The organism is Bacillus sp. EKM501B (genome assembly GCF_011800505.1).
In the GTDB taxonomy this organism is placed as follows: domain Bacteria; phylum Bacillota; class Bacilli; order Bacillales; family Bacillaceae_G; genus Bacillus_A; species Bacillus_A cereus.
This window is the reverse complement of the sequence record NZ_JAALFZ010000013.1, coordinates 107,001-129,737: the sequence shown is the minus strand read 5'-3', so window position 1 is coordinate 129,737 and position 22,737 is coordinate 107,001. Positions and strand designations below refer to the sequence as shown.

The following is a 22,737-nucleotide window of genomic DNA, read 5'->3' as shown; positions in this document are numbered from 1 at the left end:
AAATAAAAGAACATCCGCTATTATAGTGGATGTTCTTTTATTATATAGCTGACTTATTTCTTTAAGCCAGCCGCATAAAAAGGTCCATGAACTGCGATTGTTGATAAAAAGCGAGCAATCTCCTCAGGTGTTTCTTTTTGTCCAGTATTTAACCATTGTTGGATGACACCTATATGCGCAGATGCCATATAAGAAGTTAAGTATTCGCTTGGAACAAGTAAATTCTCCTTATTAATGAGAGGACCATTCGTATCTTCAAATAATGTTTTCCACATAAAGTCTTTCAGTTTTGTTTGGAAAGATAAATCTCCTTTCGGACTTAGTACAGCTCTCATAAAATCACTATTTTCATTTAGAAATGCAAGAATAGAAGTGATAAGTATAAATGGTATTGTTGGAGAAGGATTTGATCCAAGGTCAGCAATAACTTCTGGGAATTTCTGTTTAGCAATGTTAGAAAACTCGTACATAATGTCTTCTTGGCATTTTGTCATTAAATCAAATTTATCTTGATAGTGCGCATAGAAAGTACCGCGATTAATGTTTGCTTTCGTTGTAATATCTTTCACTGTAATGGCGTCAAAACCTTTTTCTTCAATTAGCTCCACCAATGCATTTCGTATGGCAGTTTTTGTACGAACAACACGCAAATCTAAATTATTATCGCGCAAAGCATATCCCTCCTTAATTTTACTCAACACATTTAGAAAATGTGTCTTATAACCAACACATTCACGATTTTTGATTATTGTATAAGGTTCAACTCGAACATATAATTCAAAATATAAATAAACAACACGTTGTTGGTTATTATAGATCAAATTAAGGGAGGAGAAAAGAAAATGTTTAAAAATAAACTTTTATTGTTATCACCAGTTATTGCACTACTTGTTGTTTTTATTTTTTCATTAACGTTATTTCCAACTGTTCAACCAAAGCCGAAAAACTTGCCAATTGCAATTGTAAATGAGGATCAAGGTGTAGAAATTCCAAATCAACCGAAAATGAATATGGGGCAAACGATCGTTGATACATGAAAAAAACAGCGAAATCAGAGGAAGAACCCGCAGTGAAGTGGGTAGAAGTAAAAAATAAAGAAGCCGTTCAAAAGGGATTAAACAATAAAGAGTATTACGCGGCATTAGTCATCCCGAAAGAATTTAGCGCAAAACAAGCGTCGTTACGAACACCACAGCCATCTTCACCTGAGATAGAAATATATATTAATCAAGGAATGAATACGGCTGCATCAACTATGGCAGGACAAATATTACAGGCGATTGTTGATAATATGAACAATACTGTTCGCGCGCAAGTATTAGAAGGATATAAGGAAAAAGGAGGTACATTAACAACAGATCAAGCTGCGAAATTAGTAACACCTATTGTAAAGAACGTGAAAAATATGAATGAGGTCGGCAAAAATAGTGCGAACGGTAACTCACCAATATCATTGTTCCAGCCGTTATGGATTGCAAGTTTAGCTAGTGCAGCGATTATTTTTATTGCGATTAGTAAAATGCCAGTAAGCTCAAGAAAAGAAAACTTTCTGTTAAAAGTAAACCAAATCGTAACAGGAGCTATTGCGACACTTGTAATTGGATTTGGTCTTACATGGATTGCGGATGGGATGGTAGGGTTAAATATTTCGAACTTCACGGATACAGCTCTATTCTTATCCATTACTTCTTTTAGTTTCTTCTTAATGATATCTGCGGTACTTTCATTGGTTGGGCTAAAAGGAATCGGTTTATTCGCTTTATTACTATTCTTCGGGGCGCCGTTACTATCGTTAGCACCTGAGATGTTGTCTCCGTTTTATCAAGACTGGGTTTACTCATGGTTACCAATGAAATTTATGATTGAAGGCTTAAGAGAAATCTTCTTCTTCGGAAAAGGATTAAGCTGGAATACACCTGTTACTGTACTCGTTTGGATTGGTATAGTAAGTATGGTTACTATATTAGCAACTGCATTCAAACGTAGTGCAGTAAAAGGGTATAAAACAGAATTGAACGCTTAAAAAAAAGCCGTTTCACTAATTAGTGAAACGGCTTTTTTTGATGAAATCTATAAGCTGAAGAATGAATATTTGCTGATAATAAAGTTTGTTAATTTTTCTGGCTTTTCCTCAATGTAAACACCTAATTGTTGAAAAGTGTTATGTTTAGAATTAAGTCGGGATTTCTAAAGGTCACGTACATTCCAGACAATCTCACCACGTTCGTCATCCCACGTACTGTGATGACGCTTAAATCCTATCTTTTCTAGTACCCGGAGGGAAGCGATATTCCAAGCACCTACAGTCGACCAAAGTCTTTGGCGCCCAGTAGCAATCGCCGCGTCCAGTACAACAGATGCCGCCTCAGTCGCATAACCTTTACCATGAGCGCTGCGGAACAACTCGTATGCAATCTCCGGCTCTTCAAGTGTGGAACGACCGATAATCAAGCCGCAGTATCCGATGAAATCGCCTTCGTCTCTTCTTCGAATAGTGAGAAGGGAAATGCCATTTTCATCTGCCTTCTTACGCATCTCAATAAGCCGGTTACGAACGGAGTCGAGGGTCGGCATGTCCACACCACGTTCGCCAATTAAATTCCTCATCCAAACTGAATCGGATTCCTCCCACATACTCAGGTCAAGTCGTTCGGTTTTTAGCTGGAACTCCATAGTTTTAAATAAAGATGGCATAGTGGAACCTCCTAATTATGTCACTTAACTCATAATAGCTTCGCACCGCATCATGTTGAACCAATCGTTGATTCGCGAATTTATTTTCCTAACTCCCGCGAGAGTTTATAGCAACAGTATACAATAGTATTATTTTATGCATAAGCAATTCCTTTGCAAAATAGACCCTTTTCTCAAACTTTTCTTTCATTCTAAAGCCGTCCCGTTAAATACACAGGCTCCTACTATTTCTAAATGCATAAAATGGTAAGCGAAAGTATGGGGGGATACGATGTATAATTCAAATTATTATGATTGTTATAGGCAAAATGATAAGTTGATTAGTGATATTGAAAAAGCTATAAATGGAGAGTATAGCGCCATAAGCTGCTATGCAAAATTAGCGAATATGGCTCCAAATCAAGTAGAACAAAAACAAATTCTTGAAATTCGTAATGATGAAATAAAGCATTTCCACAACTTTGTACAAATTTATACGAACTTAACTGGTAGGCAGCCGAAACCACAAATTACTGAAGACTGCCCAAATACGTATTTACAAGGATTAGAGTTCGCTATACAAGATGAACAAAAAACAGTAGATTTTTATTTGGAAATTTCAGATGAGACATCAGATGCACATTTGAAAGAGTTGTTACGGAGAATAGCTGCGGATGAACAAAATCATGCAGTATGGTTTTTATATTATTTTGTAAAGTCGAAGTGAGCATTAAGAATGAACGGCTAATGTGGTGCATATATTAAAAATTATTTTAAAACGCAGTGCAACAATTGAATGAAATATTTAAATGTAAGCAAAAGGAAACCGTTTCGCTAGTAGTGGAGCGGTTTTTTATGATGTACATATGTATCGACAAAATATAGTAATTACATTTGATATATAATGTATGAAACGAAAATGAATAAGTTAGGAGCAAGCATATGAAAAGAGGGATTACAGTAGATATTCTAGATGGATATGATAATTTACTTTGGAAAGTATTAAAGCCAATTGATATTACTGTATTTGATTGGCAAGTCATGGGAAGGGAGGAAGCTTATATAATAATAGGGAATGAATTAGGTCCAGAATTATTTTCAGAAGATAACGAGATCATGGAAGGATCAGAATTAAAAAAGCTAATAAAAGATAACATATATTATCTTTTATTTTTAGATCTAAAAGCATGTCCAAAAGGAGAGGTACTAGGAGAAATTGCAACATTTGAAGAATTTAAGGAGAGTAAGTGTGAAGTAGTCGTATTAGTAGCGGATGGTGAGTATATACAAATTTATGCGAAAAACCAAGAAGAGATTGAAATGATGTATGAAAACGCAGTGAATCAAGGATTTTATGTAGAATATATTACAGATGAAAATGATGGAAGGACTCGTTTGTCAGTATGGTAGCAATTTGAAAGGGGAAAGGCAATATGGAGAGCAATATACGTAAAGAATATGCAATTCGAATTGCTACTGAAAATGAAAGTGATAGTATTATCCTTTTATTAAAAGAGGTAGCACAATGGCTACAATATAAAGAAGTGGATCAGTGGCAGTATCTTTTAGGAGAGGAAGCTACGGCTGAAATACTAGAATGTATAAGAGAGAAATATACATATGTTGTTCTGAAAGAAGATGAAATAGTTGGTACGGTTACAGTTTCTCCTAAACAAAATGAATGGGATGAACATATTTTTGGTAAAGAGTAAGTTTCTAATTCATTATATATTCATAGATTTGCGGTGAAACGAAAATATAAGGGGAACGGAATTGGAGAATGGATTTTACAGTGGATAGAAGAGAATGTGCAACATGACAAAGAGTATTTGAAGTTAGATTGCGTGGGGCATAATCGTACGTTAAATGATTTTTATAAGAAAAATGGTTTTGAATATGTTGGAAGTACGGATGGGCTTAGTAAGTTTCAAAAGAAAAGGAGAATGTGAATGCATCCAATTAACGTAAGTTTAGTTGAAAAGTTAATACAGGAACAGTTTCCCGAATGGGCCCATTTAGAAGTGAAACCTGTAAAGTTTAGTGGGCATGATAATAGGACGTTTCACTTAGGGTATGAGATGAGTGTAAGATTGCCAAGTGATGCGGCATATGCACCGCAAGTAGAGAAAGAAAGTAGTTGGCTTCCTATATTAAGTAAGGGGCTTTCTTTACCGATTTCTACCCCACTTGCGAAAGGAAATCCGTCTGAAGCGTATCCATTGCCTTGGTCTATTAATAAGTGGATAGAGGGAGAAACAGTTACGAAACAAAACGTTCGGGATTTAAATGAATTTGCGGCGGACTTAGGATCTTTTTTAGTAGAATTGCAATCTATCAATGCGAGTAACGGACCTTTAGCTGGAACACATAATTTTTACCGAGGCGGACTTATATCTGTATATGATGAAGAGGCGAGAGTTGCTATTGAAAATAATAAGGATGTTTTTGACGAGGCATTATTAAAGCACCTTTGGAATGTAGCACTTAGTTCAACATGGGACCGTAAGCCAGTTTGGATTCATGGAGATGTAGCACCGGGGAATTTACTCGTTAAAGAGGGAAAACTTTGTGCTGTAATTGATTTTGGTATTTTAGGTGTAGGAGATCCTGCTTGTGATGCGGCGATGGCGTGGACGTTTTTTGATGAAAATAGTAGAAATGTATTTAATGAAGTATTACGCATGGATGAAGAAACGTGGAATAGAGCGAGAGGATGGGCACTTTGGAAGGCGTTAATTACATATGATGCGAATAGGGATAGTAATGAAAAAGTAGCAGAAGAATCGTATCGTATCATTCAAGTGATTGTGGATGATTATGAGAGGTAGTAGAAAAAGCCTATTTTAAAATAGGCTTTTTTTATATGATGAAATAGTAGAAATGGAAAGAAGGAATATAACATAATTATACAGAATATTTAGATAATAGGAGGTGTCGAATTTTGAGTGAAATTGAATTAAAGAGTAATGTAATTAAGACAGGGCAAGAGAAGGGAATTATTCTTCGGTTTATACTTGCTAGTCTCGTTGGAGTGTTTATGTTTTTCGTTCCTGTTACGATAAACGGTGCATCGTCTATTATGATTGATCATATCGTATCGTGGATTAGGGCTTCGGTTCCTGGCATAGTACCTTATTATGCATTATTTGTTATGGCAATTGGTGCGATTTATCCATTTTATACGAAGAAATGGAATGCATCTATCGTAGACATTTGTTTTTCTATTTTAAAAGTAGTTGGCGTTGTATTTGGCATATTATATTGTTTAAAAGTAGGACCAGCTTGGTTCTTTGCGCCAGATGTTGGACCGTTTTTATATGAGAAGCTAGTCATATCAGTAAGTTTGCTCGTTCCAATTGGCTCGGCGTTTTTAGCGTTATTAGTCGGATATGGATTGCTTGAATTTATCGGTACATTTTGTCGTCCGATTATGAGGCCATTATGGAATACGCCGGGGAGATCGGCAATCGACGCAGTTGCGTCCTTCGTTGGAAGTTATTCGCTTGCTCTCCTTATTACGAATCGCGTGTATAAAGAAGGAAAGTATACGACAAAAGAAGCGGCGATTATCGCTACAGGATTTTCTACAGTATCCGCTACATTTATGATCATCATCGCAAAAACATTAGATATTATGCATTTATGGAATGTTTATTTTTGGACTACGCTTGTTGTAACATTCATCGTGACTGCTATCACCGTAAGAATCCCGCCCCTCAGTAGAAAACCAGATACATATGTAACAGAAGAAGGGTTCCCAGAGCCTGTTTATAAAGAAAAAATGTTAGAACGTGCTTGGGAAGATGCGTTAGAAGTATCAAAGTCTGCACCGAGCATTATGAAAAATATTGCATTAAATTTAAAAGACGGATTTATTATGACGATGGGAATTTTACCATCCATTATGTCAGTAGGATTAATTGGTATCGTCTTAGCGAAGTTTACGCCAATATTTGATTGGATCAGTTATATTTTCTATCCGTTTACATGGCTATTACAATTACCAGAAGCAGACTTAGCCGCTAAAGCCGCATCAGTTGGCATTGCAGAAATGTTTTTACCGTCATTATTAGTAGTAAGTGCACCAATTGTGACAAAGTTTGTTATTGCAGTTGTTTCCGTATCATCTATTTTGTTTTTCTCCGCTTCCATTCCTTGTATATTATCAACAGATATTCCATTAAAAGTATCTGAACTTATTATTTTATATGTGCAGAGAACGATTTTAACGTTACTTATTATTACGCCGATTGCTTATTTATTGCTTTGAAGTTTTAATAAGATAAAGTTAAACAAAAGAAGCCGTCTGTAAAAAGAGGGCTTTTTTTGTTTAAAAGCGGGATATTCTTATTTATTTTTCGTATACGACGTAACGCTTCTTAAGAAGATTCCTAGTCCCGCAAAAAAGAACCCTAAGCATAATAAGCTGCCTGGCGTTCCCCAAGTAATTTGATCTAGCATTTTTTATCCCCTCCCGTTTATCATTATATAGAATTTATTGGAAATTATCAAAAAATTATTTTTTTAAGGGTTACTGATGGGTCTTCCTACCTTATACGAGAAGAATATATTTGAAAAGAATTCTTTTCGTTATATTTTTTTATTCTTATAATACGTTTTTGATTCTTATGATATAGTAACAGCAAAGGGGGCTTAAAAATGGAAATTATTCACGAAAGAGCAAAGTTGCGGTTAATGGATAATACTGATGTCGAAACTTTGTTTTCGATTGTAGAAGGAAATCGGGATATTTGGGCGTATTTAATCTCTAAAATGGATAGTGTGCAAGATATGCAACAATACGTTCAAAAAGCGATAAAGGGCTACGGAAGAGGTAATCAAATACCTTTCGTAACCGTAGATCAACAGTCGAATAAGATTGTAGGAAGTACACGTTTATATAATATTTCAGTAGAAGATAAGACAGTTGAGTTAGGGCAAACGTGGTATCATCCGAGTGTACAACGTACGAGTATAAATACAGAGTGTAAGTATATGCTTCTCCAGTATGCTTTTGAAAAACTGCATATGCTGAGAGTGCAAATTAAGACGGATGCAAGAAATGAAAAAGCACAACGAGCAATTGAAAGATTAGGCGCAGTAAAAGAAGGTGTGCTTAGAAATGAAAGAAAATTACCGAATGGTTATGTGAGAGATGCGGTGGTGTACAGTATTATCTCGAGTGAATGGCCAGGCGTAAAAGAACAATTGTTAGAAAAATTAGAGTTATATAAAGAAAAGTTATAATTCGTGTTTTGAAAGGTATATTGTTCGTGAGACATGAAAAATATACCTTTTTTCTTACAAAATGCTACTTTATTTTAATTCCTTTTGTTTCATCGTTCCCTTCTGAGAAAAAATTCGTTACAATGTAGTTGTATGGTAATAAACTTATGAATTTAAAAAATGTAATGAAAACCGCAAATGAAAATGAATTGATAATCCTCAATTTTAAATGAAAACCCTTTTATACATAAATAACAAGTAAAGTTCCTTCTTTTAAATAAACTCAAACAAAACGATTTGATATAAATGTTTTTTATAGAAGTATGGATGATGTACGGAGGCAATTACAAATGAAAGAAAATAAGAAGAGTAAGAAAAGACGAATCTTTCAAGTATTTTTACTAATGATTTGTTCTGCTATTTTATATGTAAGTTATGCAGCTTACGATATTTGGAGTTATCGTTTTAAAGCAAATGATGACGTGAAAACGGATGCTGGTATCGTACTAGGAGCAGCTTCGTGGAACGGAAAACCATCTCCTGTATTTAAAGAAAGAATTAATCATGCGATTTCTTTATATAAGAACGGAAATATTAAAAAGATTATTTTTACAGGTGGTACAAAGTTCGAGGCAGAACTTGAGGAAGCACGTACTGCAAGAGTATATGCAATGAAACAAGGTGTAAAAGAGGAAGATATTTTAATTGAAACTAAATCCCTTTTCACTGAAGAAAATTTAAAAAATGCGAAGCAAGTTGGAATAGAGAACGGAATACGCACATACACGATTGTAAGTGATCCACTTCATATGAAACGCGCAATGAGAATTGCAAAACATATTAATATTGAAGCGTATGCTTCACCAACGCCGACATCAGCATATAAAACGTTAGACACAGAAATTCCATTCTTCTTTAAAGAATTATTCTCGTATATTGGATATGTAACCTCTTTGCCATTAAAGGCATTGAAGGGAGATTAACATAAGAAAAGAACCTATCCTTAAATAGGAACTTTTCTTATTAGTCAAAAACATTGTATTTTTATCGGAATAGTGAAACAATAGAGAGGTAGCTTCATATAATCATAATGAAAAAGTGAGCGGTTGATGAATCGAACATAAAGGAGATTATAGTATGGCACTCTCATTTGTTGAAACAGAAGAACAATCTTTCATTATTGCACAAATAAATAAATTGATTCCGAAGTTCATGGAAAGGGAGCATCAGCTAAGTGAATTAGGATCATTTCCGTATGAAAATATAAATGATTTGAAAGATATCGGATATACGAAATTAACGTTACCGAAGGAATTTGGTGGTAGTGCGATTTCTTTATATGACTTTGTTTTATTTCAAGAGAAAATCGCGGAAGGCTGCGGAGCTACTGCATTATCGATTGGCTGGCATCTTGGCATTGTGAAAGAGCTAGCGGAAAATCGCTCTTGGAATGATGAGATGTTCAAATGGTTTTGCGAAGAAGTACGTAATGGTGCGCTCTTTAACAGGGCAGCAACAGAACCGAAAACAGGGAGTCCGACGCGTGGTGGCAAACCAGAAACAATAGCGGTTCAACAAGGCGAGAAGTGGGTTATAAATGGAAGGAAAACTTTTACAACGATGGCACCAGTACTTGATTATTTTATTATTTCAGCAAGTATGGAAGGCCAAGAAGAAGTTGGTGAGTTTGTTATTCCAAGAAATACACTCGGTGTATCTATTGAAGAAACGTGGGATAGCGTTGCAATGCGAGGGACTGCTAGCCACGACCTTGTCTTACAAAATGTAGAGATAGAAAGTCGCTTTTTTACAGATATAAAAGGCGGGAAAGTAAAACAAAAGGGTGTTGGCTGGGTGCTACATATACCAGCATGTTATTTAGGAATTGCACAATCAGCAAGAAATTATGCAGTTCAATTTGCGGAATCATACAAGCCAAACAGTTTAAACCATTCTATTAGTTTATTGCCGAATGTTAGAAGATTAGTTGGAGAATTAGAACTCGAGCTTATGCAAGCTCGCGTCTTTTTATATCAAATTGCGAAAAAGTACGATGAGGCAGAAGATAAACTATCACTGCAAGCAGAATTAGTAGCCGTGAAATATGCTGTAACAAATGCGGCGATATCTATAGTGGATAAATCGATGCGCATCGTAGGAGCAAAAAGTTTATCAGAAAAAAATCCGCTCCATCGTTACTATTTAAACGTCAGAGCAGGACTGCATAATCCACCGATGGATGATGCAACATTGTCTATGCTGGCGGATGCGGCGTTTCGGTCGTAGTTTTTAAATTTTACATTTTATTGTTTATGGATATTATAGTTGTTTTGAAAGCACGGGTTTGATTAGTAATCAAACCCGTGCTTTTTATGTGTATGAAGTACTTAGTTGAGATGTAGGTTTTTAATATAAATGATTATCATGGTTTTGTGATTGTTTCTTGTTGAAAAATTCTTATTGTAATGCCAGTTTGGAGGCTGTATAAACATTTTTCGTATTTAATCCCAAATTAATGGTCTTTCTAAGTTTACCGTTCGTAAATATTGTAAAAATTGACCTGCATGGACCGCATCATGATAGGCAATTCGTAATAGCATATCGCCTAAATATCGTTGATAGCCAACATCGCTTCTATCAATAAGTCTTGAATCTAGCTCGGCTATGCTTATTGATTGAACATATTCTATGAAGTCAGTAAAGTATGATTGTGCCAATTCAATTTCTTTTTTTACACAAGTAATCGGCTCGTCATCATACGGGATACGTATGTCGTTTATTGAACCGTTGTTTTTTATAATCATATGGTAGTAAAAAGTTGAACTCCATACATGACGAATCACCTCACCAAAAGACATAGCCTCAGGATCAGACTTCCAATTAAGAAAATTATTAGGAAGAGAATTCCATAATTTTTCTGAGCGCCTTCTCGTTTCTTTCAAATTTAATATACTAAGATCAATTGCATTCATAATACATTCTCCTTTACTATTAAACTTAAAATAATTGTATCAATTTAATAGTTAGGGTATCATCGAAATATGAATGTATATCCGAATATCTCATATATAGCTAAACTAATTGCTGAACCTACAAGAGCAATCATATTAGATTGTCTAATGAATAATCAGGCACTACCTGCTAGTGAATTGGCTTATATGGCAAAAGTGTCACATCCAACAATTAGTTCGCATCTTTCTAAATTAGTAGAAGGGAATTTACTTACAGTTGAACAACATGGTAGACATCGTTACTATCGACTTGCTAATCAAGAAGTTGCAGAAGTGCTTGAAAAGTTAGGGACAATTGCACCAACAGTTCAAGTTCGCTCTTTAAAACAATCAAGCCAACTAAAACAAATTCGTTATGCTCGAACTTGTTATGATCATCTTGCAGGCAAACTCGGTGTAGAGATAACTGAAAAATTACTAGATAGGCAATTTATAATTTTAGAGGATGGAGAATACATTGTAACGGAACAAGGTAAGTAATGGTTTCTGAATTTTGGAATAAATGTTGATGAGGCAGATACAAAAAGGAGGGTATTTGCAAAACCTTGCCTTGATTGGAGTGAACGACGCTACCATATTGCCGGTTGGTTAGGATCTGCAATAGCAAAACTGTTTTTTGAACAGGAATGGATTACAAAAACGGATAAGAACCGAGCTGTCCATCTTACAAAGAAAGGTGTAAAGTTATTGGAAGATCAATTAGGCATTGATATGAAAACTGAGGAAAGAAAAGCTTGAAATTAGAAAAGTCCGTCAAAATGACGGGTTTTTTCATTATGGTAGGAGTGTACATGAATAATAGGATGTTACCAATAATTGTTGCCAATAAAAAAATCTTTCTTTTCATTCTTCTTTTTTAAGTTTTAAAGGAGAAAGCTAGGCTTCTTATTTTTACTAATGTTATAATAAGAAAAAAGCACGAAAAGAGGTCATCTCATGCTAGAGGTTATTGCAACATGTTTAGAAGATGTAAAACGAATTGAAAGCGCTGGCGGGAAGCGGATTGAATTAATTTCATCTTATACAGAAGGTGGTTTAACACCGAGTTATGCTTTTATAAAAAAAGCGGTAGAAGCGGTAAGTATACCAATTCATGTTATGATTCGTCCGCATGCGAAGTCTTTTACATATACGGAAGAAGAAATTGAAATGATGAAAGAAGATATTATAGTTGCACAGAAGTTAGGAGCAGCTGGTGTAGTATTAGGCGTATTAAATGAACGAAATGAAGTGGATGAAGAGAAATTAGCGGACTTACTATCTGTTGTAGATGGAATAAATGTAACGTACCACCGTGCGATAGATGATATAGAAAATCCAGTAGAAGCGATGAGAACTTTAAAGAAGTTTCATAAAGTGACTCACGTTTTAACTTCAGGTGGACAAGGAAATATAGTAGAGAATATTCCGGTGCTTACAGAAATGCAAAAGGTAAGCGATGGTCAAATTCAGCTTGTAGCTGGAGCTGGCGTGACGAAAGAAAATATAAAGCGATTGCTAGATGAAACTGGAATCACGCAGGCGCATGTCGGTACAGCGGTAAGAGAAGGAAAATCATGTTTTTCTGAAATAGATCCTAATTTAGTACAAGAATTAGTTGAAATAATAAAATAAGTGCTTAAGAAAGAGGAGAAACGATGAAGGAAAATACGAAGAAAGAATTATTCTCTTGGGCTAAAACGATAGGTTTTACCCTTGTATTAATTGCTATTATTCGCGGTGTTTTATTTACACCTTCTTTAGTGCAAGGTGAATCAATGATGCCCACTTTAAAAAATAACGAACGAGTTCTCGTGAATAAGATTGGTTATAGTATAAGTGGATTAGATCGCTTTGATATTATCGTCTTCCACGGAAAAGAAGGATACGATTTAGTAAAACGAGTAATTGGTTTGCCAGGCGATACAGTTGAGTATAAAAATGATGTTTTATATGTAAACGGAAAAGCGATGGAAGAACCATATTTAAAAAAGTTTAAAGAAAAAGCAGTAGGTCGTGTATTAACTCCAGACTTTACGTTAGAACAAATCACTGGGAAAACGAAAGTGCCAGAAGGCCAAGTATTTGTTTTAGGGGATAATCGTGAAGTTTCTAAGGATGGTCGCATGTTTGGCTTTATTTCAGAAGATGAAATTGTCGGAAAAGGACAAGCTGTTTTCTGGCCGTTGGAACAAGTAAGAGCGTTATAAAGTGTGGTGAAGTATGGGAGAGATATTCTTCCATACTTTTTTATTTGCTTAAAATCTATTGATTGAATTGAAAGAATATTTTATAATTTTAAATTATATGTTTGTTTCGAAAAATGGAATTTAAGTTCCGTAATTTGGAACGAAAGGGAGATAGAATGAGTATAAATAAAACGGCAGTTAAGACAATGGATATTTTAGAGTTGTTTTATGAGCATGAAGAGCTAAGTTTAACTGAGATGGTTCGGCTTACAAATATGCCGAAAACATCTGTTTATCGTTTAATTGGCTCGTTAGAAGAGATGGCGTTTTTACAAAAAAACGAAAAGGGGAAATATCGTTTAGGGGTCGTATTTTTACGGTTCGGTCAACTTGTTTCACAACGATTATCAGTAAGAAATATAGCAATTCCTTATATGAAAGAACTTAGAGATAGTTTAGGACAGGCAGTTAATTTAATAATTCAAGATGATAATGACGCAATTTACGTTGAAAAGATGGAGGGTATTCAGCCGGTACGCGTGTATACGGCGGTTGGAAGAAGAGCACCGCTTTATGCTGGTGCATGTCCAAGAATTTTACTATCGTATTTCTCTGAGGAAGAGAAACGGAGATACATAGAGGAAGTGGATTTAAAACAGTTTGCAGATGGAACAATCGTGGATAAGGAACAATTGTTAGAAGTGTTGCAAATGGCAAAAAAGGAAGGCTACACAATTAGTTATTCTGAGTTAGAAAATCATACAGCCGCGATAGCAGCACCCATTTTCGCGAGCGATGGAACGGTTGTAGCAGGCATTAGTATTTCAGGATTAGCAATTGAGTACAGCGAAAGTAACATTTCATATTTTATTGCGAAGGTGAAAGAAACAGCGCATCGCATTTCGAAAGAACTCGGCTTTTTGGCATAGAAAGAGGGAGTAGGATGAAATTTTCTGCGTTAGGGGATCAAGCAATTATTGTTACATTTGGTGAAGAAATTAAGATGGGTATATATGAGAAAGTACAGCGGTTATTTAAAGCACTGCAGCAACATCCGTTTGCAGGAATGATTGAGTGTGTTCCGTCGTTTACTTCATTAGCTGTTTACTACAATGTATACGAAGTATGGAAGAGAAATGAGAGAAGTGAAAGGTCATATGATTACGTTCGCCAGTATATAAAGGAGCTGTGTGATTCTTATAAAGAAGAAGTAAAACAGGATGTGAAACATATTTCTATACCAGTGTGCTACGGGGGAGAATATGGACCTGATTTAGAAGAGGTCGCGCATTATCACGGTTTACAAGTAGAAGATATGATTCGAATACATAGTGAAACTACATATTTTGTATATATGCTTGGTTTTACACCAGGGTTCCCGTATTTAGGAGGACTATCAAAAGAATTAGAAACACCTAGAAAAGAAACACCACGATTACAAATCTCTCCTGGTTCAGTAGGTATTGGGGGAAATCAAACAGGTATTTATCCGCTTGAAACACCAGGTGGATGGAATATTATCGGCCGAACACCTATTACTCTATTTAATCCGAAAGAAGAAATACCAACATATATTCAAAGTGGTATGTATTTACGATTTATCCCGATAACGAAGGAAGAGTACGTATCGCTTGAGGGGGCTAAAGAATGGATGTAGAAGTTTTGCATGCAGGAATGTTTACAACAGTCCAAGATTTAGGGCGATCTTATTATCAACAGTTTGGTGTACCTGTTGGGGGTGCTATGGATAAAAATGCGCTTAGGCTCATCAATATGTTAGTCGGTAATGAAGAGAATGAAGCAGGATTAGAAATGACGATTTTAGGTCCTAAATTGTTAATAAAGAAAACGACTTTACTCGCAATTGGTGGGGTTGATATGGAACCGTTGTTAAATGGAGAACGTATCCCATTATGGCGTCCCATTTTAGCGGAAGAAGGTAGTATGCTTTGTTTTGGAAAAGTGAAAAGTGGTTGTAGAGCGTATGTGACTTTTGCGGGTGGTATACATATTGAGGGTACAATGGGAAGCAAAAGTACGTACATACGTGCTGCGATTGGTGGTATAGAAGGAAGAATGATGAAAAAAGGAGATTGTTTTCAAATTGGTACGTACTCAGAAATGGCGAATCGTTTCATTCAAGACTTACAAAAAGATGAGCGAATAAAAACGAAATGGGTAATTAGCAACAGCGTACTACCAAAGTATAAGAAACATCCTAAGCTTCGTGTCATAGCTGACTTTGAATACGATCAATTTACAGAAGAAAGTAGAAAGGCATTTTTTACGAAAGAGTATAAGGTATCTAATTATGCTGACCGTATGGGCTATAGGGTTGAGGGAGAAGTTTTAAATAGGATTGAAGAAAAAGAGATTTTATCGAGTCCTGTTACATTTGGAACCATTCAAGTTCCTAATGGCGGACAGCCGATTATATTAATGGCAGATAGGCAAACGACAGGTGGCTATCCGAGAATGGGAAATATCATTTCAGTAGATTTACCTCTTCTTGCCCAGCTAAAGCCGGGGGACTATGTTTCTTTTGAGAAAATTACGCTTGAAGAAGCGGAACAATTGTACATAGAACAGGAAGTAAATATGAATCTATTAAAGAAATTCATCGCTTTACGAAGCTGGAATTAGGAGGAATACATTGTGACTACAATCGATTTAAACTGTGATTTAGGAGAAAGTTTTGGAGCTTATAAAATGGGGAATGATGATGAAATTCTTCCGTTCGTTTCCTCTATAAACGTTGCTTGCGGTTTTCATGCGGGTGATCCGTCTATTATGCGTCAAACTGTTGAAAAAGCTTTGGAGCATAACGTAGCAATAGGGGCGCATCCTGGATTTCCTGATTTAATTGGATTTGGTAGAAGAAACATGAATGTTTCAGCAAGTGAAGTATACGATTATGTTTTATATCAAATCGGCGCATTAGACGGGTTTGTAAAAGTGGCTGGCGGGAAGATGCATCATGTAAAGCCGCACGGTGCCTTATATAATATGGCGGCGTCTAATCCGGAAATTGCAGATGCAATCGCAAAGGCAATTTATCATATAAATCCAAGTCTATTACTTTACGGATTAGCAAATAGCGAGGCGTTTATACAGGCTGCAGAAAAATACAATGTAACTCTCGTACAAGAGGCTTTTGCGGATCGTACGTATAAGCAAGATGGTACATTAACGAGCCGTACAGAAGAAAATGCGCTTATAAAAGATGAAGACGAAGCGATAAAGCAAGTACTTCAAATGGTGAAAGAAGGCCATGTAAATTCGATCAATGGAGAGAAAGTAGCAGTTCAGGCGCAAACGATTTGTTTACACGGTGATGGGGAAAAAGCAGTGCAATTTGCAGAAAGAATATACAGAACATTCGGGCATAATGGTATTTCTATATGTGCACCGAAATAAAAAATGAGGGGAAGTGTTGGAATTGGTGAAATTAATCGGGATATTATTAGTGGCAGTGGGCTTTTTATTTAGATTAAATACACTTTTAGTAGTTATGGTTGCAGGTATTGTTACTGGTATGGTTTCAGGATTAAGTTTTTATGATGTGATCAGCATGTTCGGTAAATTTTTCATAGAAAATAGATATATGTCTATGCCAATTATATTAACTTTACCGGTAATCGGAATTTTAGAACGTTACGGTTTAAAAGAAAGAGCCGAAGCACTTATAACGAAATCAAAAGGAGCAACAACTGGAAGAGTATTAATGTCATATTTTACGATAAGAGAATCATCAGCAGCACTAGGGCTTAATATTGGTGGGCATGCGCAAACAGTAAGGCCGCTCGTTGCACCGATGGCAGAAGGGGCTGCGCAAGGTAAATACGGTAAACTTCCTGAAAAATTAAGAGAAAAGATTAAAGCAAACGCAGCTGCTGCGGAAAATACAGCTTGGTTTTTCGGAGAAGATATTTTCATCGCAACTGGTGCTATTTTATTAATGAAAGGATTCTTCGATTCAGTAGGTATGCATGTCGGTGTATGGGATATGGCACTTTGGGGCATTCCGACAGCAATATCTGCACTTATTGTAAGCTGGATTAGATTTAGAAGGTTTGATAAATATATAGAGAAAACAATGAAGGCAGAAGGAAAAGAAGAGAAGGAGGCAATCTAATATGAACATCATCACAATGGATACAATCTATTATGTATTAGGGATAATTGTTGCTTTTATCGCTGTTCGTATCGCATTCGATCGTGAACATCCAAACAGATTCGGTTCTAGTTTATTTTGGGCATTGTTTGCAGTTACATTTTTATTTGGAAATGTAATTCCTTCGTTTTACGTTGGCTGTATCGTGCTCGCTATGGTCGTTTTAGCCTCGCTAAATAAAGTGACAAAATCAGAGGAAAAAGAAGTTCCAGTACAAGAACGTGTAAAACATGCTGAGAAATTAAAAAATAAAATTTTTATGCCTGCACTATTAATTCCTATTTTTACAATTATCGGTACGTTGACGTTAGGGAAAATTAAATGGGGAAATGTCTCTCTTGTTGATCCAGATAAAGTAACATTAGTTGCATTAGCGCTTGGTGCATTACTCGCATTCGTCGCGGCGATGCGTATTACAAAATCAAAAATAACAACGCCTGTTCAAGAAGGAAGCAGACTATTACAAGCTGTCGGCTGGGCTGTCATTTTACCACAAATGTTAGCAGCACTTGGCGGTATTTTCGCGAAATCTGGCGTTGGACAAGTCGTTTCTGATTTAGTCGGTCAAGTATTACCGACAGAGTATCCGTTCGTTGCTGTTATGGCGTACTGTTTAGGCATGATGCTATTTACAGTCGTAATGGGAAATGCATTCGCAGCGTTTGCTGTTATTACTGGCGGAATTGGCTTACCTTTAATAGTTCAAATGCACGGCGGAAACCCAGCAATTATGGCAGCACTCGGTATGTTTGCTGGATATTGCGGAACACTGCTTACGCCAATGGCAGCAAACTTTAATATCGTACCTGCGATGCTTTTAGAGCTAAAGGATAAAAATGCGGTTATTAAAGCGCAAGTACCAATTGCTCTTTCAATTTTTATCATAAATATGTTTATTATGTACGGCCTTGTATATCGTTTTTAATTAGGAGGATAAAACTATGAAAACAGTATTATTAACAGGGTTTGATCCGTTTGGCGGAGAAAATATCAATCCAGCTTGGGAAGTAGCAAAAGGTTTGCATGAAAAAACAATTGGGGAATACAAGATAATAAGCAAACAAATACCAACTGTATTTCATAAATCAATAAGCGTATTAAAAGAGTATATAGAAGAACTAGCGCCGGAAATTACTATATGTATCGGACAAGCTGGGGGCAGACCAGATATTACGATAGAACGTGTCGCAATTAATATTGATGATGCAAGAATTGCTGACAATGAAGGTAATCAGCCAGTAGATGTACCGGTTGTAGAAGAAGGAGCGATTGCGTATTGGTCTACACTTCCGATGAAAGCAATCGTAAAAAAACTTCGCGAAGAGGGCATACCGTCATCTGTTTCACAGACGGCAGGCACATTCGTTTGTAATCACTTATTCTATGGACTTATGCATGAACTAGAGAAACATGATAAGAAAATAAAAGGCGGATTCATTCATATTCCGTTTTTACCAGAACAAGCGAGTAACTATCCAGGGCAACCGAGTATGTCACTTTCTACTATTAGTAAGGGAATAGAATTGGCAATTGAAGTAACGATGACAGTTGAAGTAGATATTGTAGAGATTGGGGGCGCAACGCATTAAGTAAAATGAATTGTACAACACCTCCTGTAAACAACTGGTATAATAAGAATAGGAAAATACATAGAGGTGATTTTTGTGCAACAATTTGAAGAAGTACGTTTAATTTTAGAAAAAGCGAAGAAAATTACAGTATTAACAGGCGCTGGTGCAAGTACGGAAAGTGGTATCCCAGATTTCCGTTCAGCAAATGGATTGTATGCTGATGCGAATGTGGAGATGTATTTATCAAGAGGGTACTATAACCGAAGTCCGAAAGAATTTTGGAAGCATTATAAAGAAATCTTTCAAATTAATACGTTCCATCAATATAAACCAAATCGTGGACATCGTTTTTTAGCTGAGCTAGAAGAACAAGGGAAAGATATTACGATTTTAACGCAAAATATTGACGGTTTACATCAATTAGGTGGCAGTAAACATGTCATTGATTTACATGGAACACTTCAAACAGCACATTGTCCGAAGTGTAAAGCGGGATATGATTTACAGTATATGATTGATCATGAAGTGCCGCGCTGTGAGAAGTGTAATTTCATTTTAAATCCAGACGTTGTTTTATACGGAGATACATTGCCTCAATATCAAAATGCGATGAAACGTTTATATGAAACAGATGTACTTCTCGTTATGGGAACGTCATTAAAAGTACAACCTGTCGCTTCATTCCCGGAAATCGCAAAGAGAGAAGTAGGGGCAACAACTATTTTAGTAAATGAAGAGTTAACAGGACAAGAATATAACTTTGACTTTGTTTTTCAAAATAAGATTGGTGAGTTTGTTGAAGGGTTATCTTCAATGAAATAAGTTAACGAAAAAACTGAGGTATCTACCTCAGTTTTTTATTTGGGTAATCGCTGTATTAAGCAACATGAAAACAGGTCGATAATGTAGTAACCACATCTCTATAATTTATAAAAAAGGTTTTAGTCGGCAAAATAGCAGAATAGGAAGAAATGTTTTCTTTAACCAATAAACAATCGTCATAAAGTAAGCTAATATGTAGCTGTTGTAAAGGTTCTATTTCGTTTTGCTTTAAGTATAAAACTAAATCGTTAAAAAGTTGTTGCCCATATTCATCTACAGAACGTTCTAATGAAAGTTGACCTACTATGCTAGTCCACCATACTTGAAAACTACATACTAATTCTTTAAAAGAGTCTTCATTACATAATTGGGTGTTAAAAAGCTTCTCATAGAAGATATGGTTTTCTTCATGAAAAATTTGTAAATCATATCGGTTGTTAGCAATTTGTTTGCGAAGTGAATGCCATAATTCTTTGAAATTTGTTTCAAAGTCACTTGAGAAATGTAATGTTTTTGCTATGTAAGGAAAACGTAAATTTCCTTTTTTCTCTTTTTGGTTGAGATACATATTTTGAATGTAAATCATAAAGTTTAAACAATGGGACGCATTAGTATGTATTGTAAATGAATCTGTCATTTTCGTTCGCTCCTTAAGTAATGTCTTTTATGAATATATTTCTTTAGTATACAAAGAAATGTAAACTAATGGTATAAAAATCAATTTGCCCCATTTTTCTTTTAGAATAATATTCATGTTATTTTGCATTCAGGGAATGGTAATAAATAGGATATAAAAATAGAAAACTGAAAATTAAATCTTTTATTTCTTTTATAATTAATATAAAATTCTATATATATCATATAAATAAATTTGATACATAATGACTTTGCGTAGAAATGTTAATAGAATGAAGCGAGGGAGCGAAATGAGACAGAAAAAGGAACAGAAAAAACTATCGAAAAAGAAAAAGACTCATATTCCATTTCGGTTAAATGTACTATTTTTTATTGTCTTTCTTTTATTTTCAGCTATTATAATTCAATTAGGTAAAGTACAAATCATTGATGGAGAAACGTATAGAAATGAAGTAAATAAAAAGGAAGATGTAACGGTAAGCACTCCCGTTCCTAGAGGGAAAATGTTTGATCGGCAAGGTCACGTTATTGTAAATAATAAACCATTGCGAACCGTTACATATACGAAAATGAGAGGAGTAGACTCGAAAGAAGTTTTACAAGTAGCAAGAGATTTAGCCAAACTAATTGAAATGTCGCAAGAGGACATAGACAAGTTAACAGAAACAGATAAAAAGGATTTTTGGATGCAGTTAAATGAAAAGCGGGCAGCGGCGAAAGTAACGAAAGAAGATGAGAGTAAATTTAGAAAGCAAGAAATAGAAGGAAAAGAGTTAGATAAAAAAGTAGAAGAACTGCGCCGGGAAAGAATTACACAAGAAGAATTAAGTGAACTTTCAAAAGAAGACCTAGAAGTACTAGCCATTAAAAGCAAAATGAATGCGGGATATAAAATGACGCCGCAAATCGTTAAAAAAGATGTAAGTAAAAATGAATATGCTGTCGTTAGTGAAAGGTTGGCAAGTTTACCGGGGGTAGATACGACAGTAGATTGGGAACGTGAATACCCAAATGATAAAATACTGCGCTCTATACTAGGTAGCGTTTCTAATGAAAATGAAGGGTTGCCAAGAGAACAATTAGATTATTATTTAGTTCGTGATTATAATCGAAACGACCGTATTGGTAAAAGTTACATTGAAAAACAATACGAAGATGCACTACATGGAACGAAAGAACAGTCTAAAAATATTATGGATAAAGCAGGGAAGATTGTTCGAACAGAAAAAGTGACTGAAGGAAAAAGTGGAAATAACTTGATGTTAACAGTCGATATGGATTTACAGAAAAGAGTAGAGGGAAGCCTTGAAAAGAATTTACGAGCCTTTCATGCTGCAGAGCCGATGATGGATCGTGCGTTCGTAGTAATGATGAATCCGAAAAACGGTCAAATTTTATCAATGGCAGGAAAGAAAATTGTAAATAAAGATGGCGGTATGCAAATAGAAGATTATGCATTAGGAACGATGACAAGTTCTTATGAGTTAGGGTCAACTGTAAAAGGTGCTACTTTATTAACTGGATATCAAACAGAAGCGATTAAGCCGTATACACATTTCTTTGATGCACCAATGTATTTTAAAGGAAGTTCTAAGCCGAAGAAATCGTGGAAAGAATTTGGGGATATTGATGATTTAAGAGCTTTGCAAGTGTCATCGAACGTTTATATGTTTAATACGGCTTTAAAAATGGCAGGTATTAATTATGTCCCAAACAATCCATTAGATATTAAACAAGAAACATTTAATAAAATGCGCTACTATTTTAGACAATTTGGCCTAGGTGTGTCGACTGGTATTGACCTGCCAAATGAATCAATTGGTCAAGTAGGTAGAACTGATAACATACCCGGATTTTTACTTGATTACGCGATTGGACAGTATGATACATATACGCCGCTTCAGCTTGCACAATATATTTCAACCATTGCAAATGGCGGTTACCGAATGAAGCCACAAATTGTACAAGAAGTTAGAGAGCAACCGAATAGACCAGAGGATGTAGGAAAAGTCGTTCGGTCGATTGAACCAGTTGTATTAAATAGAGTGGATATGGACACTTCGTACATTAATCATGTAAAAGAAGGATTTAGAAGAGTTTTTCAAGAAGCTGACGGAACAGGTACCGGAACGTTTAAAGGTCTACCATATAAACCAGCGGGAAAAACAGGAACAGCTGAGACAGTATATGGTGGAGAAAGTGATATTGGAAGAGATGAGAACAACAACCGAAAAAAATGTTATAATTTAACTCTTGTCGGTTATGCACCATATGATGCTGATCCGGAAGTAGCTTTTTCAGTTGTTGTACCATGGGTGAATGATGATAAATCAGGAATTAATTCTGCGATTGGTAAAGAAATTTTGGATGCGTATTTTGAGTTAAAAACAAATAGATCAAATGCAAATTCAATTCCAGTAGAACAACCGAACAAGGCACAGTAAAAATAGTATCAC

Annotated in this window: 22 protein-coding genes and 3 pseudogenes; 21 read left to right on the top strand and 4 right to left on the bottom strand. The window is 35.6% G+C overall.

Annotated features, from left to right (window positions below; all coding sequences use genetic code 11):
• Nucleotides 1–53: 53 nt before the first annotated feature.
• Nucleotides 54–671, bottom strand: coding sequence for a TetR/AcrR family transcriptional regulator (locus HFD78_RS21405; protein ID WP_001205502.1), 618 nt, complete (start codon nt 669–671; stop codon nt 54–56).
• Between the two features lie 171 nt (nt 672–842).
• Here HFD78_RS21405 and HFD78_RS21400 point away from each other — a divergent pair.
• Nucleotides 843–2,023: pseudogene (locus HFD78_RS21400) on the top strand (YhgE/Pip domain-containing protein).
• Between the two features lie 164 nt (nt 2,024–2,187).
• Here HFD78_RS21400 and HFD78_RS21395 read toward each other — a convergent pair.
• A complete protein-coding gene (locus HFD78_RS21395; RefSeq protein ID WP_001139533.1) occupies nt 2,188–2,694 on the bottom strand; it encodes a GNAT family N-acetyltransferase in 507 nt (168 codons plus the stop codon).
• 271 nt (nt 2,695–2,965) lie between these two features.
• On the opposite strand from HFD78_RS21395, the gene HFD78_RS21390 reads away from it, so the two are divergent.
• From HFD78_RS21390 to HFD78_RS21355, 8 genes and pseudogenes are all read left to right on the top strand, one after another.
• Nucleotides 2,966–3,400, top strand: coding sequence for a ferritin-like domain-containing protein (locus HFD78_RS21390; protein WP_000282816.1), 435 nt, complete (start codon nt 2,966–2,968; stop codon nt 3,398–3,400).
• A 215-nt stretch (nt 3,401–3,615) separates the two neighbouring features.
• Nucleotides 3,616–4,083 carry a DUF2691 family protein gene (locus HFD78_RS21385; RefSeq protein ID WP_000820197.1) on the top strand — a complete coding sequence of 156 codons (468 nt, stop codon included), beginning with the start codon at nt 3,616–3,618 and terminating at the stop codon, nt 4,081–4,083.
• Between the two features lie 23 nt (nt 4,084–4,106).
• Nucleotides 4,107–4,622: pseudogene (locus tag HFD78_RS21380) on the top strand (GNAT family N-acetyltransferase).
• Nucleotides 4,623–5,501 carry an aminoglycoside phosphotransferase family protein gene (locus HFD78_RS21375; RefSeq protein WP_000553373.1) on the top strand — a complete coding sequence of 293 codons (879 nt, stop codon included), beginning with the start codon at nt 4,623–4,625 and terminating at the stop codon, nt 5,499–5,501. It begins immediately after the preceding pseudogene.
• Nucleotides 5,502–5,614: 113 nt separating this feature from the next.
• A complete protein-coding gene (locus HFD78_RS21370; protein ID WP_001289412.1) occupies nt 5,615–6,943 on the top strand; it encodes a YjiH family protein in 1,329 nt (442 codons plus the stop codon).
• A 389-nt stretch (nt 6,944–7,332) separates the two neighbouring features.
• Complete coding sequence (locus HFD78_RS21365; RefSeq protein ID WP_000402584.1) at nt 7,333–7,920, top strand: GNAT family N-acetyltransferase; 588 nt, start codon at nt 7,333–7,335, stop codon at nt 7,918–7,920.
• A gap of 329 nt (nt 7,921–8,249) precedes the next feature.
• Nucleotides 8,250–8,882, top strand: coding sequence for a YdcF family protein (locus HFD78_RS21360; protein WP_000662216.1), 633 nt, complete (start codon nt 8,250–8,252; stop codon nt 8,880–8,882).
• A gap of 154 nt (nt 8,883–9,036) precedes the next feature.
• Nucleotides 9,037–10,185 carry an acyl-CoA dehydrogenase family protein gene (locus HFD78_RS21355; protein ID WP_001218344.1) on the top strand — a complete coding sequence of 383 codons (1,149 nt, stop codon included), beginning with the start codon at nt 9,037–9,039 and terminating at the stop codon, nt 10,183–10,185.
• Nucleotides 10,186–10,400: 215 nt separating this feature from the next.
• On the opposite strand, the gene HFD78_RS21350 is transcribed toward HFD78_RS21355, so the two are convergent.
• A complete protein-coding gene (locus HFD78_RS21350) occupies nt 10,401–10,871 on the bottom strand; it encodes a DinB family protein (RefSeq protein WP_000991286.1) in 471 nt (156 codons plus the stop codon).
• A gap of 69 nt (nt 10,872–10,940) precedes the next feature.
• Between HFD78_RS21350 and HFD78_RS21345 the strand changes: the two are divergent.
• The 11 genes and pseudogenes from HFD78_RS21345 (at nt 10,941) to HFD78_RS21295 (ending at nt 19,645) form a co-directional block, all read left to right on the top strand.
• Nucleotides 10,941–11,648: pseudogene (locus HFD78_RS21345) on the top strand (ArsR/SmtB family transcription factor).
• Nucleotides 11,649–11,846: 198 nt separating this feature from the next.
• Nucleotides 11,847–12,524, top strand: a complete 678-nt coding sequence (locus tag HFD78_RS21340) for a copper homeostasis protein CutC (RefSeq protein ID WP_000895111.1) — start codon at nt 11,847–11,849, stop codon at nt 12,522–12,524.
• Between the two features lie 23 nt (nt 12,525–12,547).
• The gene (gene lepB / locus HFD78_RS21335; protein WP_000662498.1) at nt 12,548–13,099 is read left to right on the top strand and encodes a signal peptidase I; all 552 of its coding nucleotides are present in this window, start codon (nt 12,548–12,550) and stop codon (nt 13,097–13,099) included.
• A 155-nt stretch (nt 13,100–13,254) separates the two neighbouring features.
• Nucleotides 13,255–14,007: an IclR family transcriptional regulator gene (locus tag HFD78_RS21330; protein WP_000026389.1), complete on the top strand. Its 753-nt coding sequence runs from the start codon at nt 13,255–13,257 to the stop codon at nt 14,005–14,007.
• Between the two features lie 14 nt (nt 14,008–14,021).
• Nucleotides 14,022–14,735: a 5-oxoprolinase subunit PxpB gene (gene pxpB, locus HFD78_RS21325; protein WP_000672275.1), complete on the top strand. Its 714-nt coding sequence runs from the start codon at nt 14,022–14,024 to the stop codon at nt 14,733–14,735.
• A complete protein-coding gene (locus tag HFD78_RS21320; protein ID WP_000382255.1) occupies nt 14,726–15,721 on the top strand; it encodes a 5-oxoprolinase subunit C family protein in 996 nt (331 codons plus the stop codon). Before pxpB ends, HFD78_RS21320 begins: the two co-directional genes overlap by 10 nt.
• Before the next feature lie 12 nt (nt 15,722–15,733).
• Nucleotides 15,734–16,495, top strand: coding sequence for a 5-oxoprolinase subunit PxpA (gene pxpA / locus HFD78_RS21315; protein ID WP_000207311.1), 762 nt, complete (start codon nt 15,734–15,736; stop codon nt 16,493–16,495).
• A 22-nt stretch (nt 16,496–16,517) separates the two neighbouring features.
• Nucleotides 16,518–17,213, top strand: coding sequence for a DUF969 domain-containing protein (locus tag HFD78_RS21310; protein ID WP_000239809.1), 696 nt, complete (start codon nt 16,518–16,520; stop codon nt 17,211–17,213).
• A gap of 1 nt (nt 17,214) precedes the next feature.
• Nucleotides 17,215–18,177 carry a DUF979 domain-containing protein gene (locus tag HFD78_RS21305; protein WP_001021658.1) on the top strand — a complete coding sequence of 321 codons (963 nt, stop codon included), beginning with the start codon at nt 17,215–17,217 and terminating at the stop codon, nt 18,175–18,177.
• Nucleotides 18,178–18,193: 16 nt separating this feature from the next.
• Nucleotides 18,194–18,841 (top strand): pyroglutamyl-peptidase I, encoded by a 648-nt coding sequence (gene pcp, locus HFD78_RS21300; RefSeq protein ID WP_000859706.1) that lies wholly within the window; start codon nt 18,194–18,196, stop codon nt 18,839–18,841.
• A 75-nt stretch (nt 18,842–18,916) separates the two neighbouring features.
• Nucleotides 18,917–19,645: an NAD-dependent protein deacylase gene (locus HFD78_RS21295; protein WP_001183779.1), complete on the top strand. Its 729-nt coding sequence runs from the start codon at nt 18,917–18,919 to the stop codon at nt 19,643–19,645.
• 55 nt (nt 19,646–19,700) lie between these two features.
• Here HFD78_RS21295 and HFD78_RS21290 read toward each other — a convergent pair whose 3' ends face one another.
• Nucleotides 19,701–20,282, bottom strand: a complete 582-nt coding sequence (locus HFD78_RS21290; protein WP_000132284.1) for a hypothetical protein — start codon at nt 20,280–20,282, stop codon at nt 19,701–19,703.
• Nucleotides 20,283–20,571: 289 nt separating this feature from the next.
• Between HFD78_RS21290 and HFD78_RS21285 the strand changes: the two genes are divergently transcribed.
• On the top strand, nt 20,572–22,725 hold the full coding sequence (locus HFD78_RS21285) for a peptidoglycan D,D-transpeptidase FtsI family protein (RefSeq protein ID WP_001249179.1): 2,154 nt from the start codon (nt 20,572–20,574) through the stop codon (nt 22,723–22,725).
• Nucleotides 22,726–22,737 lie beyond the last annotated feature (12 nt).

What these genes read in the sequence shown, in the direction of transcription:
- HFD78_RS21395 (WP_001139533.1), bottom strand. Translation starts at nt 2,694, where the DNA reads ATGCCATCTTTATTTAAAACTATGGAGTTCCAGCTAAAAACCGAACGA.
- HFD78_RS21390 (WP_000282816.1), top strand. Translation starts at nt 2,966, where the DNA reads ATGTATAATTCAAATTATTATGATTGTTATAGGCAAAATGATAAGTTG.
- HFD78_RS21385 (WP_000820197.1), top strand. Translation starts at nt 3,616, where the DNA reads ATGAAAAGAGGGATTACAGTAGATATTCTAGATGGATATGATAATTTA.
- HFD78_RS21375 (WP_000553373.1), top strand. Translation starts at nt 4,623, where the DNA reads ATGCATCCAATTAACGTAAGTTTAGTTGAAAAGTTAATACAGGAACAG.
- HFD78_RS21365 (WP_000402584.1), top strand. Translation starts at nt 7,333, where the DNA reads ATGGAAATTATTCACGAAAGAGCAAAGTTGCGGTTAATGGATAATACT.
- HFD78_RS21360 (WP_000662216.1), top strand. Translation starts at nt 8,250, where the DNA reads ATGAAAGAAAATAAGAAGAGTAAGAAAAGACGAATCTTTCAAGTATTT.
- HFD78_RS21355 (WP_001218344.1), top strand. Translation starts at nt 9,037, where the DNA reads ATGGCACTCTCATTTGTTGAAACAGAAGAACAATCTTTCATTATTGCA.
- HFD78_RS21350 (WP_000991286.1), bottom strand. Translation starts at nt 10,871, where the DNA reads ATGAATGCAATTGATCTTAGTATATTAAATTTGAAAGAAACGAGAAGG.
- HFD78_RS21340 (WP_000895111.1), top strand. Translation starts at nt 11,847, where the DNA reads ATGCTAGAGGTTATTGCAACATGTTTAGAAGATGTAAAACGAATTGAA.
- lepB (WP_000662498.1), top strand. Translation starts at nt 12,548, where the DNA reads ATGAAGGAAAATACGAAGAAAGAATTATTCTCTTGGGCTAAAACGATA.
- HFD78_RS21330 (WP_000026389.1), top strand. Translation starts at nt 13,255, where the DNA reads ATGAGTATAAATAAAACGGCAGTTAAGACAATGGATATTTTAGAGTTG.
- pxpB (WP_000672275.1), top strand. Translation starts at nt 14,022, where the DNA reads ATGAAATTTTCTGCGTTAGGGGATCAAGCAATTATTGTTACATTTGGT.
- HFD78_RS21320 (WP_000382255.1), top strand. Translation starts at nt 14,726, where the DNA reads ATGGATGTAGAAGTTTTGCATGCAGGAATGTTTACAACAGTCCAAGAT.
- HFD78_RS21305 (WP_001021658.1), top strand. Translation starts at nt 17,215, where the DNA reads ATGAACATCATCACAATGGATACAATCTATTATGTATTAGGGATAATT.
- pcp (WP_000859706.1), top strand. Translation starts at nt 18,194, where the DNA reads ATGAAAACAGTATTATTAACAGGGTTTGATCCGTTTGGCGGAGAAAAT.
- HFD78_RS21290 (WP_000132284.1), bottom strand. Translation starts at nt 20,282, where the DNA reads ATGACAGATTCATTTACAATACATACTAATGCGTCCCATTGTTTAAAC.
- HFD78_RS21285 (WP_001249179.1), top strand. Translation starts at nt 20,572, where the DNA reads ATGAGACAGAAAAAGGAACAGAAAAAACTATCGAAAAAGAAAAAGACT.